General features: G+C 61.4%; 16 protein-coding genes and 2 riboswitches. Of the genes, 13 read left to right on the top strand and 3 right to left on the bottom strand.

Annotated features, from left to right (window positions below; translation table 11 throughout):
• Window positions 1-80: 80 nt before the first annotated feature.
• Window positions 81-1,214, top strand: coding sequence for a site-specific DNA-methyltransferase (locus Q0L62_RS05610; RefSeq protein ID WP_296677622.1), 1,134 nt, complete (start codon window positions 81-83; stop codon window positions 1,212-1,214).
• Window positions 1,211-2,308, top strand: coding sequence for a dihydropteroate synthase (gene folP / locus Q0L62_RS05615; RefSeq protein ID WP_296677834.1), 1,098 nt, complete (start codon window positions 1,211-1,213; stop codon window positions 2,306-2,308). Before Q0L62_RS05610 ends, folP begins: the two co-directional genes overlap by 4 nt.
• Here folP and Q0L62_RS05620 read toward each other — a convergent pair.
• Both Q0L62_RS05620 and Q0L62_RS05625 read right to left on the bottom strand, forming a co-directional pair.
• On the bottom strand, window positions 2,305-3,060 hold the full coding sequence (locus tag Q0L62_RS05620; protein WP_296677623.1) for an SDR family oxidoreductase: 756 nt from the start codon (window positions 3,058-3,060) through the stop codon (window positions 2,305-2,307). The genes folP and Q0L62_RS05620 overlap by 4 nt on opposite strands.
• 130 nt (window positions 3,061-3,190) lie before the next feature.
• A complete protein-coding gene (locus Q0L62_RS05625) occupies window positions 3,191-4,609 on the bottom strand; it encodes a sigma-54 dependent transcriptional regulator (protein ID WP_296677626.1) in 1,419 nt (472 codons plus the stop codon).
• A 174-nt stretch (window positions 4,610-4,783) separates the two neighbouring features.
• Between Q0L62_RS05625 and Q0L62_RS05630 the strand changes: the two genes are divergently transcribed.
• The 6 genes from Q0L62_RS05630 to Q0L62_RS05655 all read left to right on the top strand — a co-directional run bounded on the left by Q0L62_RS05630 (window position 4,784) and on the right by Q0L62_RS05655 (window position 8,881).
• A complete protein-coding gene (locus Q0L62_RS05630) occupies window positions 4,784-4,906 on the top strand; it encodes an aa3-type cytochrome c oxidase subunit IV (RefSeq protein WP_296677628.1) in 123 nt (40 codons plus the stop codon).
• 11 nt (window positions 4,907-4,917) lie between these two features.
• A complete protein-coding gene (locus Q0L62_RS05635) occupies window positions 4,918-6,036 on the top strand; it encodes an NAD(P) transhydrogenase subunit alpha (RefSeq protein WP_296677632.1) in 1,119 nt (372 codons plus the stop codon).
• A gap of 123 nt (window positions 6,037-6,159) precedes the next feature.
• Window positions 6,160-6,693, top strand: a complete 534-nt coding sequence (locus Q0L62_RS05640) for a fasciclin domain-containing protein (protein ID WP_296677836.1) — start codon at window positions 6,160-6,162, stop codon at window positions 6,691-6,693.
• A gap of 122 nt (window positions 6,694-6,815) precedes the next feature.
• A complete protein-coding gene (locus tag Q0L62_RS05645) occupies window positions 6,816-7,097 on the top strand; it encodes a proton-translocating transhydrogenase family protein (protein ID WP_296677634.1) in 282 nt (93 codons plus the stop codon).
• 2 nt (window positions 7,098-7,099) lie between these two features.
• Window positions 7,100-8,533 carry an NAD(P)(+) transhydrogenase (Re/Si-specific) subunit beta gene (locus Q0L62_RS05650; protein ID WP_296677637.1) on the top strand — a complete coding sequence of 478 codons (1,434 nt, stop codon included), beginning with the start codon at window positions 7,100-7,102 and terminating at the stop codon, window positions 8,531-8,533.
• Between the two features lie 33 nt (window positions 8,534-8,566).
• Window positions 8,567-8,881: a hypothetical protein gene (locus tag Q0L62_RS05655; protein ID WP_296677640.1), complete on the top strand. Its 315-nt coding sequence runs from the start codon at window positions 8,567-8,569 to the stop codon at window positions 8,879-8,881.
• 4 nt (window positions 8,882-8,885) lie between these two features.
• Here the strand turns inward: Q0L62_RS05655 and Q0L62_RS05660 are convergent, their stop codons facing one another.
• Complete coding sequence (locus Q0L62_RS05660; RefSeq protein ID WP_296677642.1) at window positions 8,886-10,736, bottom strand: GMC family oxidoreductase; 1,851 nt, start codon at window positions 10,734-10,736, stop codon at window positions 8,886-8,888.
• A gap of 165 nt (window positions 10,737-10,901) precedes the next feature.
• On the opposite strand from Q0L62_RS05660, the gene Q0L62_RS05665 reads away from it, so the two are divergent.
• The 5 genes from Q0L62_RS05665 to Q0L62_RS05685 all read left to right on the top strand — a co-directional run bounded on the left by Q0L62_RS05665 (window position 10,902) and on the right by Q0L62_RS05685 (window position 15,702).
• Window positions 10,902-12,110 carry a parallel beta-helix domain-containing protein gene (locus Q0L62_RS05665; RefSeq protein WP_367183257.1) on the top strand — a complete coding sequence of 403 codons (1,209 nt, stop codon included), beginning with the start codon at window positions 10,902-10,904 and terminating at the stop codon, window positions 12,108-12,110.
• The gene (locus tag Q0L62_RS05670) at window positions 12,107-13,099 is read left to right on the top strand and encodes an SO2930 family diheme c-type cytochrome (protein WP_296677645.1); all 993 of its coding nucleotides are present in this window, start codon (window positions 12,107-12,109) and stop codon (window positions 13,097-13,099) included. The genes Q0L62_RS05665 and Q0L62_RS05670 overlap by 4 nt, the downstream gene beginning before the upstream one ends.
• Window positions 13,100-13,173: 74 nt before the next feature.
• Window positions 13,174-13,869 carry an amino acid racemase gene (locus Q0L62_RS05675; protein WP_296677647.1) on the top strand — a complete coding sequence of 232 codons (696 nt, stop codon included), beginning with the start codon at window positions 13,174-13,176 and terminating at the stop codon, window positions 13,867-13,869.
• On the top strand, window positions 13,848-15,029 hold the full coding sequence (locus Q0L62_RS05680; protein ID WP_296677650.1) for a deoxyguanosinetriphosphate triphosphohydrolase: 1,182 nt from the start codon (window positions 13,848-13,850) through the stop codon (window positions 15,027-15,029). Before Q0L62_RS05675 ends, Q0L62_RS05680 begins: the two co-directional genes overlap by 22 nt.
• Window positions 15,022-15,702 (top strand): NAD(P)H-binding protein, encoded by a 681-nt coding sequence (locus Q0L62_RS05685; protein ID WP_296677653.1) that lies wholly within the window; start codon window positions 15,022-15,024, stop codon window positions 15,700-15,702. Before Q0L62_RS05680 ends, Q0L62_RS05685 begins: the two co-directional genes overlap by 8 nt.
• A gap of 53 nt (window positions 15,703-15,755) precedes the next feature.
• Window positions 15,756-15,850: riboswitch (glycine riboswitch) on the top strand.
• Window positions 15,851-15,964, top strand: a riboswitch (glycine riboswitch).
• The last annotated feature ends 75 nt before the right edge of the window (window positions 15,965-16,039 follow it).

Here is a 16,039-nt window from a genome sequence, read left to right on the forward strand (position 1 = left end):
ATTCCCGCGGAGTCGCTGCTTGACGGCGCCCTGTGGATAACTCACCCTATGCTTTCGGTAAGGGGGCTGAACGACAAATCATGGGTCAGGTACTGATTAAGGACAAGGCGCGCGCGCGCGCCGAAGCAGCGGTTGTGCGCGCCGACTTGCCGCTGGGGCGGATCCTGGATGGAGATTGCATCGAGGCAATGCGCACCATCCCGGCGGCCAGCGTCGACTTGGTTTTCGCTGATCCTCCCTACAATCTCCAGCTTGGCGGTGACTTGTCCCGCCCCGATGGCAGCCACGTCGACGCGGTAACCGACCACTGGGACCAATTTGACAGCTTTGCCGCCTATGATGCCTTCAGCCGCCTGTGGCTGACCGAAGCGCGCCGCATATTAAAGCCCAACGGATCGCTTTGGGTGATTGGCAGCTATCATAATATCTACCGGCTGGGCGCGATGCTGCAGGACATGGGGTTCTGGATCCTGAACGACATTGTCTGGCGCAAGGCCAACCCAATGCCCAATTTCAAGGGTACCCGCTTTACCAATGCCCATGAAACCCTGCTGTGGTGTTCGATGGGCGAAAAGGCGAAATACACTTTTAATTATCGCGCGATGAAGACGTTGAACGATGAGCTGCAGATGCGCAGCGACTGGGTGCTGCCGATCTGCGGCGGGCAGGAACGTCTTAAAAAAGGTGGCACCAAGGTTCACCCGACGCAAAAGCCCGAAGCATTGCTGTACCGCGTCATGCTGGCGACGACCAACAAGGGCGATGTCGTGCTCGACCCGTTCTTCGGCACCGGCACGACTGGCGCGGTGGCCAAGCGCCTTGGCCGTGAATGGATCGGCTGCGAACGCGAAGGCAATTACCGCGAAGCTGCGTTCGAACGGATCGAACTGGCACTGCCGCTTGATGAAAGCGCCGTTACTACGATGCAAAGCCCAAAGGCCGCCCCGCGTGTAGCATTTGGCGCACTGGTCGAAACGGGCTGGATCGCGCCGGGGACCACGTTGACCGACAAGAAGGGCAAAATGAAAGCCACGGTTCGCGCCGATGGTTCGCTGGTGGCAGGGGCCGACAGCGGTTCCATCCACGGGCTGGGTGCCAAGCTGCAAGGCGCGCCCAGCTGCAATGGTTGGTCATTTTGGCATGTTACCCATCACGGTGAAGTGAAGCCGATCGATGCGCTGCGCCAACTCTACCTGCTTGCGACCGAGGACTGATCATCACGTACTACCTCCATCCGATTGCTCTGGCTGCTTCGCCGCAAAGCGAAGAGGGCGATGCGCTGCGTCTGGCTGGCGGGCTGGTCTACGCCAGCCGCTTTGCCGTGATCGCTCGTGAAGGCGGGCGGGTGACGTCACGCATTCGCTATACACTGTCCGAATTGCGTGCGGCCTTGGCCGATCTGCCTGCCGCCGTTTGCCACCAATTCGAAAATCTCCAGCGCATTCCGGCGGCGCTGCAATGCGGGACGCGAACAATACGGCTCGATCAGCCGCAGGTCATGGGCATTCTTAACATGACCCCTGACAGCATGAGCGATGGCGGCCAGTTCCTCGACAAGCCTGACGCTGCAAACGAGCACGCTTCGGCCATGCTTGAAGCAGGTGCGGCGCTGATCGACGTGGGCGGCGAAAGCACCAGGCCCGGCGCGGCTGCGGTCTGGGAAGGCGATGAACTGAAGCGGGTTATCCCTGCGGTTGAGCGACTGGCCGGGGCAGGCGCGGCGATCAGCATCGACACGCGCCGACCTGCCGTGATGGAAGCCGCTTTGGCAGCCGGTGCGCATGTGATCAACGATGTGTCCGCGCTGCGCCATGATCCGCGCAGCATGGCCTTTGCCGCCGGAACTGGTGCGCCGGTGGTGCTGATGCATGCGCCGGGTGAGGGGGACGACCTGCACGGCAACGCCGCTTATGGCGATGTCGTGCTCGACGTGTTCGACTGGCTCGGCGCGCGTCGCGACGCCGCAGTCGCAGCCGGTATTGCGCGTGACCGGATTGTACTTGATCCAGGGATCGGCTTTGGCAAATCGGTGGCCGAAAACCTTGCCCTGATCAATGCGTTGCCGCTGTTCCATGCGCTGGGCCAGCCGCTTTTGCTGGGTGCCAGCCGCAAGCGGATGATCGGCGCTCTATCAAATGAAGCGCCCGCCCACCAACGGCTGGGCGGCAGCCTGGCACTGGCGCTCAAGGGCATGGATGCCGGCGTGCAATTGCTGCGCGTTCACGACGTACCTGAAACGGTGCAGGCCGTTCGCGTGTGGCGGGGCCTTCGTGATGCGGCGCTTACGGACTTCAGCCAGCTGGCCTAAAGCACGTAGCCGCCATCGCTGACCAGCACAGTGCCGGTAATCGTGGCCGCCGCATCGGATAAAAGGAAAGCAATCTGCTCTGCGATTTCATGCCCGGTGGCATAGCGGCCAAGGGGTGTTGCCATTTGTCCCAGCGCGGCGATGGCCCCCGAACGGCTGCCATGTTCGCGCACCAGATCGGCAAACATCGGCGTGCTGTCCCACATCGGCGTATCTACGCCGCCGGGCGCGATTGCATTGACGCGGATCCCGCGCGGCGCGCCCTCTTTCGCCGCAACCCGCGCTAGGTGGATGGCTGCGGCTTTGCTTGCGCCATACGCGGCCGTGCCAGGCTCGACCTTGATCCCGCTGGCAGAAGCGCTGATTACCACGCTGGCGCCGCTTGCGGGAGCCAGTCGTAGCGCGCAGCGCAAAGACAGCATCAGCCCATCAAGGTTGACTGCCATCACTTTTCGCCATGCAGCAAAGTCGATGGCAGCAATCGGCGCAGCGTCAGCTATTCCGGCATTAAGCAGCGAAGCATCGCAAGGCGGGACTTCCCGTTCTATCCGATCCCACAGGCCTTCATCGGCAACGTCGCCCGGATAGGCCGAAACAGCGCATGGCAACTTCAGCTCACGAAGCAGATCGGCGTTGCGGTCAATCAGGACCAGACGCTCTGCGCCTTCGCGCGCCAGAAGTTCGGCAGTGGCAGCACCGATGCCGGATGCGGCGCCAGTGATAAGGCAGGTTTTGCCGTGGAAACGGGGCATGAGACTTCCTTAGGTCAAAGACAAACTTGCGCCCGCCGTGTGGTGGCAGGCGTTTCGATGCAAGTCACCCGAAGGCGTGTCACTGGACCAAGGTATGTCTCCGCCTGCTGCCGCGCGCGGAATAGGGCCGTCAGGCTGCGTCGCCGATCCCGAGCTCGGTCAGCTTGCGATAAAGCGTTGAACGTCCGATGCCAAGCCTGCGAGCCACTTCGGTCATCCGGCCGCGATAATGCCCGATCGCCAGGCGGATGACGTCGGCTTCGATATCTTCGAGCGGCCGCAGGTTGCCATCGGTCGTGTAGAGCATCACGCCCACGCCTTCCTGCACCGGCACCTGGTTGGCCGCTTCGCCGCCGATCAGCGTTGAAAGCTGAGGAAAATCATCAGCGGTCAGTGCGTCACCATCGCAGAAAACCGCCGCGCGAAACAGTACGGCCTGCAACTGGCGGACGTTACCTGGCCAGTCATAGGCGGCGAGCAAAGCCAGCGCACCATCGGTTATGCCCAGCGATCGCAGCCCCGGCTGTTCTCCGATGCGTGCCAGGAAATGACGGGCGAGCGCGGCGATATCGCCGGCGCGTTCCCGCAGGGGCGGCAACTGCACTACCGCACCCGATAGCGCGGCCAGAAGTTCGGGCAGGAAGTGGCCGCCATCGACCATGTCCTTGAGCGGCAAATTGCTGGCAGCGATCAGCCTAACGTCGACACGGAACGAATGGCGCGCGCCGATCGGGCGGACATCACCACGCTGGATAGAATCGAGCAAGCGTTGCTGGACGTGCAGTGGCAGCCGGTCGATTTCATCAAGCGCAAGAGTGCCGCCGTCAGCATGCTGCAGCGCGCCGATATGGCGATCAAAAGCGCCTGGAAAAGCGCCTTTTTCGTGACCGAACAGGGCGCTTTCCACCGAATTGCCCGGAACTCCGCCGACATTAAACAAGCGAAAAGGAAGTTTCGCGCGCGGGCTGGCCGCCTGCATCGCACGGATCAGCATTTCCTTGCCGCTGCCAGTCTCGCCCTCGATCAGCACAGGTGTGTGGCTGCGCGCCGCCTTGGCCGCGACTGCAAGGGCAGTACGAAAGCCGGGCGAAGCGCCGATCATCGCGTCGAAATCAGGGTTCGACGGCATTTTTTCTGTCAAAGGCTGTAATTCGTCGCGCGGCGCCTCGCGAGTGGTGGCCATTCGCAGCGCCTGCATTAGCCGGTCGAGCGCGACGGGCTTGATGAGATAGTCGGTTGCGCCAGCACGCATCGCCTCCACGGCCAGCAGCGGCGAAGCGCTGGTTGTCAGCATCAGCAGCGGCAAGGCGGGGCGGCGTGACTTGAGTTCAGCTATCAGATCACAGGCGTCGTCTCCGGGAACCCACTGATCGAGGATGATTGCGTTAAGCTGCATGCCCTGGCGTGTGCCCAGCATGGCGATGGCGGTTTCAGAATCGCGCACCACGATCGTGCGCCAGCCCTCGCGCCCGGCAAGCGCGGTGATCAGCCGGCTTTGCGCCGGTTCATCGTCGATCAGCATCAACGTGCGCTGCTCGAATTCCGCCATTATCTTGCCGCAAGCCCCTCTGGTGTCGCTGCAGGGCATAGACGAGTGAGGTAAAGAGCCGATTAAGGCTGGCGATTAGGCGCGATTTTGTCAGACTTCGCCCTTGAGGTGTGCCGGATCGGACGATAGACGATCAGGCAAGGCCGCGCTGCGGCGCACCACTGGGGAACAGGCATGGCTACTGGCAATGACATCAAGGCGCACACGTCCACGTACAGCGGGTTTCTAGGAATGCTGAAATGGGGTGCGATTGCGACCGTACTCATCACCGCATTCGTTATACTGCTGATCGCCTGAGCATCCTGCCCATGCGTATCGCGGTGCTGAAAGAGCGCGCCGTCGGGGAAAGCCGGGTCTCGGCTACTCCGGAAACGGTCAAGAAGTTCATCGCACTGGGCGCCGTCGTCGCGGTAGAGCCGGACGCGGGCGCTGGCGCGTCGATCAGCGACGCGGATTACGCCGCTGCCGGCGCCGAGATAAGCAAGACCGCGGCCAAAGGCGCAGATATCGTGCTGGGTGTCCAGGGACCGGATATCGCCGCGCTGAAAGGCGCGAATTCCGGCGCCTGGATCGTCGCGGGACTGGATCCGTTCGGCCAGCGGACGCGGATCGATGCCTATGCTGCGGGCGGATACGAAGCGCTGGCGATGGAGTTCATGCCGCGGATCACCCGCGCGCAATCGATGGATATCCTGTCAAGCCAGTCGAATCTTTCGGGATACAAGGCGGTGATCGAGGCGGCGGGCCAGTATGGCCGCGCCTTTCCAATGATGATGACTGCGGCGGGCACCGTTTCCGCTGCCAAATGCTTTGTAATGGGAGTCGGTGTCGCCGGGCTGCAGGCAATCGCTACCGCGCGGCGGCTGGGCGCGCAGGTTTCCGCAACTGACGTGCGTTCCGCCACGAAAGAGCAAATCCAGTCACTTGGCGCCAAGCCGATCTTTGTCGAGAATGTCGCCGGGATCGAGGGTGAGGGCGCGGGCGGCTACGCCACGGAAATGAGTGCGGAATACCAAAAAGCCCAGGCTGAACTGGTTTCGGGTCACATTGCCAAGCAAGACATTGTCATCACCACTGCGCTGATCCCCGGCCGCGCCGCGCCGCGCCTGATCACAGATGCTCAGATCGCCACGATGAAGCCCGGCTCCGTGATATTCGACCTGGCCGTGGCGCACGGGGGCAATGTCGAAGGCTCGAAGCCCGATCAGGTCATAGTTAAGCACGGCGTCAAGATTATCGGTTTTTCTAATACCGCTACTCATCTTGCGGCTGATGCTTCGGCGCTTTTTTCGCGCAACCTCTACAATTTTCTTTCAGCGTTCTGGGATAAGGAAACGGGTCGGCCGGTTCTGGATGAGGAGATTGGCAATGCCGTTCGCCTTACAAAAGGCGGCAAGATTGTGAACGAAAGGGTAGTTTCGGGATAATCGCTGAACTTTCACTCTCCTGGATGGTTTCGTCCAGTGTGAGTTTTGAAAGGAAGCACGATGAAAAAGATCTTGTTCGCCGCTTTGCCGATTGCAGCGCTGACCCTTGCAGGCTGCGCCACCATGGATACGATGGCTGATAGCAGCAAGAGCGCGTCGGCATCGGCAAGTGAAACTGCCTACGTTGGCGGCGCCGCAATGTACCCTAACCGTACTATCGTGCAGAACGCGGTAGAATCGCCGATTCACACCACTTTGGTGAAGGCAGTGCAGGCTGCGGGCCTTGTGGATACGTTAAACTCGGCTGGGCCGTTCACCGTATTTGCGCCGACAGACGAAGCGTTCGGCCGGGTGCCAAGCGCAACAGTGAACACTCTGCTGATGCCTGAAAATAAGGCAGCTCTGACCAAGGTGCTGACCTACCATGTCGTGCCGGGCCGCATAACCGCCGCCGATATTGTTGCCAAGATCAAGGCTGGCGGCGGTAAGGCGACCTTTACTACCGTCGAGGGCGAAACCTTGACCTTCCATATGGATGGCAGTGCCGTGATGATCATGGGCATGGGCGGTAGCTCAGCCTACGTCACCCAAGCGGACGTAATGCAATCCAACGGCGTGATCCATGTCGTCAACGGGGTGCTGCTCCCGTCGATGTAAACGCGGATATGCCGACAAGTTCAGACGGGGCGGGCCGCAAGGTCGGCCCCGTTTTCTTTTGCTTTACCCCTCGACTTCATCGGATTCGCTTGCAATAGCCCGAAGGGAATCCGGGAGGGCGCATGGACTTCATCTCAATCCTGTCGATCTTCGTGATGGCCTGCTTTGTGGGCTATTACGTTGTCTGGTCGGTCACGCCGGCGCTGCACACGCCCCTGATGGCGGTGACCAATGCAATCTCGTCAGTCATCATTGTCGGCGCGCTGATTGCATCGGCGGCAGGGGGCAGCGCTTCGTCAAAGTGGCTGGGCTTGCTGGCGGTGGTGCTGGCTTCGGTCAACATCTTCGGGGGCTTTGCCGTAACCTCGCGGATGCTTGCAATGTACAAGAAGAAGGATCGCTAGGCGTGGGGCACACCGACGTGATTTTCACCGTGGTGCATTTCGATGTCGTTGCGGCGCTGGCCTATCTGGTTGCAGGGGTTTTCTTTATCCTGGCGCTGCGCGGTTTATCGAGCCCGGCGACGTCCCAGCGCGGCAACCGCTTTGGCATGATTGGCATGACCATCGCCGTTGTTACCACGCTGGTCACGCACCAACTTGCCAGTCTGGCTGAAATCGCCATTGCCATAGCGATAGGCGGGGCTATCGGCTGGATCACGGCCAGGCGCATCAAGATGACTGACATGCCGCAGCTGGTCGCGGCGTTCCACAGTCTTGTCGGCATGGCTGCGGTGCTGGTCGGCTGGGCAGCCTATCTCAATCCCATTGCGTTTGGCATTGCTGGTCCTGATGGTGTGATCGAGACGCAAAGCAGGGTCGAATTGGGCCTTGGCATTGCCATCGGCGCGATCACCTTTTCCGGCTCGGTTATCGCCTTTCTCAAGCTTGCCGGAAAGATGAGCGGAGCGCCGATCATGCTGCCACTGCGGCATGTGATCAACCTTGGTACAGTCGCGGCGATCCTAGCCCTTGTCGGCTGGTTCACGCAGGACCAGGGGTTCTGGGTGATCGCGGCCATCACTGCGCTGTCATTCCTGATCGGCTTCCTGCTGATTATACCCATCGGCGGGGCAGACATGCCCGTCGTCGTTTCAATGCTTAATTCCTACTCGGGCTGGGCGGCGGCGGCGATGGGCTTTACGCTGCATAATACTGCGATGATCATCACTGGTGCCTTGGTCGGAAGCTCGGGCGCGATTTTGTCCTACATCATGTGCAGGGCGATGAACCGCAGCTTCCTGTCGGTGATCGCCGGCGGCTTCGGCGTCGATGCGGCAGCCGCCGGGGGCGAGGCGAAAGAGCAGCGCCCGTGGAAGCGCGGCAGCGCCGAAGATGCCGCGTTCCTGCTGGGTGAGGCAGAGAATGTCATCATCATTCCAGGCTACGGCATGGCTGTCGCCCAGGCGCAGCACGTGTTGCGCGAAATGGGCGATCAGCTCAAGGCCAGGGGCGTATCAGTCAAATACGCGATCCACCCCGTCGCGGGCCGGATGCCTGGCCACATGAACGTGCTGCTGGCCGAAGCCAACGTGCCCTATGATGAAGTGTTCGAGCTGGAGGATATCAACTCCGAGTTCGGCCAATGCGACGTCGCCTTCATCATCGGCGCGAACGATGTGGTCAACCCGGCAGCCAAAACCGACAAGGCATCGCCGATCTATGGGATGCCGGTGTTCGATGTCGAAAAGGCCAAGACCATCATGTTCATCAAGCGCTCCATGGGCGGGGTCGGCTATGCCGGGGTCGACAACGACGTTTTCTACATGGACCAGACCATGATGTTGCTGGCCGACGCGAAGAAGATGGTCGAGGACATCGTCAAGGCACTGGCTCATTGATCATTAAGGCTTAAACGTTCATCGACAGCAGCCATGATGCGTCCCCTGTTTTTGGTCACGGCAGCCACCCTCGCGGCGTGTTCGCCCAGCAAGCTGGCATATGGTCAGGTCAGGAGCGCCATGATCGACGCGGGGCTGTCCGAACCTAACGCCGATTGCATGGCCACCCGGCTGACTGACCGGCTGACACTTGTTCAGTTGCAAAAGCTCAAACAGCTGAAGGGCGAGCGGCGCTCGCTCGCTGATTATGCGGCGGCGGTACGCCGGGTTGGCGATGCCGAAGCGGTGTCGGTCACGGCAAGTTCGGCATTCTTATGCGCCAGCGGTCTGGCTTCGGAACGGCGCTGACCGTTCAGACCGTTTCTCTGATTGTGGCGGAGGCATTGTCCGACAACCGCAAACCATGATCCGCCGCGATCATTTCTGCCGCGCGTTCGCCGATCATGATGCTGGGAGCGTTGGTGTTGCCGCTGGTGATTTCGGGAAAGACGCTGGCGTCGGCTACGCGCAGGTTGCTGACCCCGAACACGCGCAAATGCGGATCGACGACGCTGCCAATCCGGCATGTGCACGACAGGTGGTAGATCGTCGTCGCGAAGTGCAGCGCGAAGTTTTCGAGCAGGGCATCGCTCGGCACGTCGCCCGGGCGATGACCGTGCATTGCCGCCAGCTTGGGCGGAACGTACCACGGACCAAGCTTGTGCGGGCCCGGCCAGTTGGCGGCGATATCGAGTACTTTGCGGATGATCGCGACCATGACCTTGAGGTCATGGGGGTCGGCGAAATAGTTCATCTGGATTATCGGCGGTGTGGCCGGATCGGCGGTTTGCAAGATGATCTCGCCCTCGCTGCGCGGCACGCAATTGCTGGGCAGAAACGTGACGCGTTGCAGGGCCGGATCGAAAGCCGCGTCCGGATCGTCGAAATACTGGTCAAGGTCATAGAACAGCCGTTCACCCATGATGTCCGCGCCGTACAGCGCGGGGATGAAGCCGATCTGCGCATCGTGGGTGTGTTCATCACCCAGCCCAGTCGAAAAGAACGCCACACCGTCATAAAGCGAAGATGAGACCAGACTGCTGCCGGTTTCCATCCATTCATCCAAACGGCGCTGAGATTCGGTCTTTAGCGCGGCAAGCTCAGGTGAAAGATGTGCGTCCTCTGCCGGGTCGGCAGGTAACGATCCGCCTGGGCTGCGCAGTGCATCAGGCCCGACCGAAACACCGACCTCGGCAAGCGGTGTTCCGATCTTTTCTGCCTCAAAGATCATGCCGGTCAGCAGGTGGTCCTTAAGGTGCTTGCCCACGTGCGGCTGATCGAGCCGGCATGGGACGCCCGCTTCCTCCAGCTCGCGGCGCGGACCGATGCCCGACAGCATCAGCAGGTGCGGTGATCCGACGGCGCCAGCACTGAGGATCACTTCTCTAGTCGCCAGAACGATGTGGGTCTTTCCGGCAATGTCACGGTACTCCGCACCAGTTGCGGCAAGCGCGTTATCGAGCACGATGCGGGTAACCAGCGCATCGGTGATGATCGTCAGGTTAGGACGCAATTCGGCAGCATCTTCAAGATAGGCGTGAAAGGTGCTCGATCGTTTGCCCTTGCGGGTGTTGGTCTGGACTAACGAGGCAACGCCTGCCGGATTGAACCGGCCAGCGCCGTTATAATCTCCGCTCGGCAACCCGGAAGCGTTGGCGGCGCGGACGAAATCGCGCGCAGCCGGGATGACGGGGGAACGCACCGCGACCCCCACCGGGCCGTCGAACCCGCGCGCGTCCTGGTCGATTGCAATCTCGTTGCTGCGGACCAGCCCTTCCATGCGTTTGAAAGCGGGGAGGACATCGTCATGGCTCCAGCCGGCCGCTCCAAGGCGTTCCCAATTGTCGAAATCGCCGGGATGGCCGCGCACCCACACCATGTAGTTTATGCCTGACGAGCCGCCGAGCATCCGGCCGCGCGGCACCGGCATCCGTCGTCCGCGCAGGCCGCGCCCCGCCTTGCCGGGGTCGGCAGTGAACATCCAGTCGGTTTCGGGATCAAGCTGCAGGCTGCCGCAGGCGGCAGGCATCGACTCACGCTCCGGCGGGCGGCTGCCGGCTTCGATCAATGCAACCCGGACCGCAGGGTCTTCCGATAGCCGCGCGGCAATCACGGCCCCGGCAGAACCGCCACCAACGATGATGAAATCAAAAGTATTGTCCATCGCGCCAATTCCCTTGAATTGCACCAGCCCGTTTCAGGCTTTCCGATTGCGCGACTCCGATCCGTGCTGAGTTTTCTCCCTTTTAATGCTTCTGACAAGGCCATCGGTTGTGCCAAAAATAGAGCGCCATTGACTTGCACCGCTGTCAGCTAGACACTCCGGTCCATGAGGATGCCCGCCACGTTATTCGCTGCGGTCTCGGCGCTTGCCCTGGCTGCCCCGCTCTATGCAAAAACGGTGCCTGTCCCTGCCGGAGAAGGCGCGCAGGCGCGGTTGCAGGAAGCGCTGATCCTGGCCGATGCGGGCGACGTGGTTCAACTGGGCGCAGGACGCTTTGCGTTGACCGATGGGTTGTCGCTTGATGCCAAGGGCGTGACACTGCGCGGTATGGGCATGGATGCGACCGTGCTCGATTTTTCGGGCCAGCAGGGTGCGGGCGAGGGGCTGCTCGTTACCTCGGACGACGTCACCCTGCGCGATTTCGCCATCGAGAACACCAAAGGCGACGGGATCAAGAGCAAGGGCGCTGACAACATTGTCTATTACCGCCTTCGGGTGACCTGGACCGGGGGACCCAAGGAAACCAATGGCGCCTACGGCCTCTACCCGGTCGAGAGTACCGGCGTATTGATCGACGGATGCAAGGTGTCGGGCGCGTCGGATGCCGGTATCTATGTCGGCCAGTCCAAGGCGATCACGGTCCGCTACAATTATGTGGAAAGCAACGTTGCCGGGATCGAGATCGAGAACAGCCGCGATGCGCTGGTTTCCGGAAATCTGGTGACGCGCAACACCGGCGGGATTCTGGTGTTCGATCTGCCGAGCCTGCCCGTGATGGGCGGCGGCAACACGCTGATCGAAGGTAATATGGTGGTCGGCAACGATACACCCAACTTTGCGCCCAAGGGAAACATCGTGGCTGGCGTTCCGCGTGGGACAGGGGTGATGGTCATGGCCAATGACCACGTGGCAATCAGAGGCAACACACTGGTCGACAATCCCACCGCCCAGATGCTGATCGTGGCCTATCCCAATGCCTTCACCGATCCGCGCTACAATCCTTTTCCGCGCCAGATCGCGATTGGCGCCAACCGCATCGTAGGCGGCGGCGATGATCCGCAGATTCCCGGCGGAGACCAATTGAAGGCGGCATTTGGCGGAGCTTTGCCGGCGCTGGTATGGGATGGGCTGGGCGGCAAGGATGCGCTGACCGTTGAGGCAAAGCTGGCCGGACTATCGCTCAACCTGCCGCAGCAGGGGGCTGCGGCGACTGCAGCGCGGCCCGAGGGCATGGCATTCGCACCGATGCCCGTCATGGCCCTGCCAGGGCCAGTCGGCGCACCCGCTGCACTGGATGCCCGCGCCAGGCCATGAGGCTGTTACTCGCCGCTTTCCTGACTTTGACGGCGGCCTGTACGGCCAAGGCGGCCTTGCACAAGACGTCCGTGGTAAACGATATGGCTGTCACCGCCGCTGCCTTTCCACAGACGTTGAGCGAATATGGCTTCTTCACCGATAACGCGGCGCAGCATCCCGCGTGGGGCGTAACGCCATATCGCCTCAACACGCCGCTGTGGTCGGACGGGACCGAAAAGCTGCGCTTTGTGTACCTGCCCGCAGGGTCCAAGGCCAATGCGCAAGGTGATGGTTTGCTTGACCTTCCGGTCGGGGCGGCGTTGATCAAGACCTTTAAGATGCAGGGCAGGCTGATCGAAACGCGGGTCCTGCTGCACCGGGCCGGGGGCTGGACGGCGCTTCCCTACGTCTGGAACGCTCAGCAGACCGAGGCGCAGCTGGCGCTGGCGGGCACGCGGATCAATCTGGTCACGCCGCTGGGGCAAGCCATTTCGTATGCCGTGCCCAATAAAAACCAGTGCAAGGAATGCCACGCAACAGCAGGGGTTTTAACGCCGATTGGGCCCAAGGCGCGTAACCTCAGTACCGCCTGGCTTGCTGACATGCATGCGGCGGGACGGCTCGACGCTGTGCCTGCCGCCGGGCGGCGCATACCGCTGTGGGAAGACCGTGCGAAGGTGCCCGTGGCGGATACGGCGCGGGGCTGGCTTGATGTCAACTGTGCGCATTGCCACAAACCCGGCGGCGCGGCATCCAACTCCGGCCTGTACTTGGGCTGGGAAGTAGCAGACCCCGCCGCGCTTGGGGTTGGCAAGCGGCCGGTCGCAGCCGGACGCGGTGCGGGCGATCTTGCCTTTGGCGTAGTTCCAGGTGACCCCGATCATTCAATCCTGGTTTTCCGCATGGCCAGTCTGGAAGGCGGCGTAGCCATGCCGGAACTGGGACGTGCTACCGTCGATCCTGATGGTCTGGCGGCAGTCCGCGCGTGGATAACGGCCATGCGGTAATCGCGCCGCTGGACCTTTTTGCTGCACTTGCGTAACTGACGCTTGCGAAGCAGGGGTTTCCCGGGAGTTTTCTTTTGCGCAAATTTGGCCTGATCGGCGGCATGTCCTGGCTGTCGACCCGCACCTATTACGATCACATCAACAAGCTGGTGCAAGCCCGTGCTGGCTTCCCGGCCAGTGCGCCGCTGCTTATCGAAAGCCTGGACTTTGCGCCATTGGCCCGCTTGTCGACTGCTGCAGAATGGGCGCGCGCGGCCAAGATCCTGGCTGCTTCAGCCAAGCGGCTGGAAAAAGCGGGTGCGACCGCGCTGCTGATCGGTGCAAATTCGATGCACAAGGTTTACGATGAAGTGGCCGGCGCGGTATCGGTCCCGGTGATACATATCGCCGAATGCGTGGCTGACCGGATGGCGCAGGCCGGGGTGCGAAAGGCCGCCGTGATCGGAACCCGAAACGTGATGCTGGAAAGCTTTTACCGTCAAAAGCTGATCGCCCGCGATATCGAACTGCTGCCGCCCGAGATGGCCTTCGTCGATACTCTGGATCGGATTATTTACGACGAACTGCTGAAGGGCAAAGCAAGCCGTCAGGCCGAACGCGAGCTTAAGACAATCATCACCAACTTGGCGCAAGACGGCGCGCAGGCGGTGGCGCTGGGCTGTACAGAGCTTGAAATGGTGGTCGACGTCGATGCCAATGTGCTGCCAATCTATGATTGCACCCGGATTCATGCCGAAGCGGCAGTCGAATGGATCATGGGCGGGGAGTGAACAGCCCTGCACCCTATGCAAGTGATCCTGCGACTAGCCGCGGGCGCGAGTTTCCTCTGGAAGCGGCGCTGGCTCGCGGACCGCGCAGCGCCTTTCAGCGCGATCGCGACCGGATTGTCCATTCGATCAGTTTTCGCCGCCTGCGCCACAAAACCCAGGTTTTTATTGCGCCCGACGGAGACCACTACCGCGTCCGGCTGACGCACAGCCTGGAAGTGGCCCAGATTGGCCGGGTCATTGCCCGCGCGCTGGGGCTGGATGAGGATCTGACCGAGGCGCTGTGCCTGGCCCATGATATTGGCCACCCGCCGTTCGGACATGCCGGCGAAGATGCGCTTGATGCGGCCCTGCAGACGCGCGGCGGATTTGATCACAATGAACATTCGCTGCGCACGCTAATGCGGCTCGACAGCCCTTACATCGAACATGACGGCCTAAACCTGTCGTGGGAAGTGCTGGAAGGTCTGGCCAAGCACAACGGCCCTGTCGGCATGGTGGGCTGGGCGCTGGAAGAACTTGACGCCGCTTTTCCGCTGTCGCTTACATCCTGGCCCTCGCTTGAGGCCCAGGTTGCTGCGCTGGCCGATGACATCGCTTATGATAACCACGATATCGACGATGGACTGCGGGCCGGGTTCCTGAGCCTTGACGAACTGCTGACGCTGCCCTTCGTGGCTGATCAATGGCGCGCGATTGAAGCGAAATTTCCTGATGCACCGCGTGACCGCAAGCTGCGCGAACTGGTCCGCAGCCAGATCGGGCTGATGGTCAATGATGTGATCGGCGAAACTGCGGCGCGTGCGCAAGGCATGACCAGCGTTCAGGACGTCCGCGGGGCCGATCGGGCAACGTCCGCCTTCTCCAGCGCTCTCGCAGACGAAGAACGTGCGCTTAAACGTTTCATGTATGAAAAACTTTACCACCACCCCCAGCAGATGCACACCGCTGAGCGTGCGAGGCAGGTAACCGCCGGGCTCTACGCGGCCTATTCGCAAGATCCCGAACTGATGGCAGAAAGCTGGGAATGCTGTCTTCCGCAGAACGAGCCCCAAGCCAGCCGCCATATTGCGGACTATATTGCGGGAATGACCGACCGGTTTGCGATTTTCGAATATGCGCGGATCTTCGGTAAGACACCGGAAGGGCTGAGCAATGTCTAAGCCGGTCCGCATCGCTTTGGTCGGCGCGACTGGCCTCATCGGACAAAGCTTGATCCGGACTGCCGTCAATCGCAGCGATGTACGTATTGTCGCTATCGCCCGGCGCGAAGTTCCGCTTCCGCCCGGCGCACGAATGGAAGTGCTGGTGGCCCAGCCTGAAGGCTGGGACGATGCCATTGCTGCCGCCAATGCCGATGTGCTGGTCTGCGCCTTAGGAACCACGATCAGGCAAGTTGGCGGAGATCAGGCAGCGTTCCGGGCGGTTGATCAGGGCCTGGTCCTGGCAGTCGCCCGCGCCGCCAAGGCTGCGCATGTGCGGCAGATGATCGTCATATCCTCGATCGGGGCGGACATGGCGGCGAAAAACTTTTATTTGCGGGTCAAAGGCGAGGTGGAGCAGGCTTTGGCCAAAATCGGGATCACCCGGCTTGATATTGTCCGTCCCGGGCTCCTGCGCGGCGCGCGCGGTGAACGGAGGATTGGCGAGAGGTTGGCGATGATTGTCAGCCCGCTGACCGATCTGCTTTTGCACGGGGGTTTTCGCAAATATCGTTCAGTAAAGGCCGCCACGGTCGCGCGGGCCATTATCGGCCTTGCAAAGGAAAAGCCTGCGGGGCGGTTTGTTTATGAACACGATGCCATTCTGCGTGCAGCCCGCAAGGCCGGGGACTGAAATGGCTTGCGGCGTTGACTTCGCAAGTGCGAAACGGCATCGCCCACCCAGTCGCTGATCGCGCGGGAGAGTTCTGGTGATTCGTTCACCGGACGCCGAAGGAGCAACCGCCCCGGAATCTCTCAGGCCAACGGACCGCGTGGATCGTTAGCGATGCTCTGGAAAGTGTTCCTAGTCCTTCGGGGCCGGGGGCCGCCGAAGGGGTAACCGGGCCGTTCGCGGATCGGGAAAGCTCTCAGGTTTCCGTGACAGAGGGGGCACAGATGGTTTGTCCTGCTGTGCGGAAGGTATCCTCTCGTGTCCGATGTAATCCCCGACGATGATGGCGCTGAGCCGA

The organism is Novosphingobium sp. (assembly GCF_024642085.1).
Classification (GTDB): Bacteria; Pseudomonadota; Alphaproteobacteria; order Sphingomonadales; family Sphingomonadaceae; genus Novosphingobium.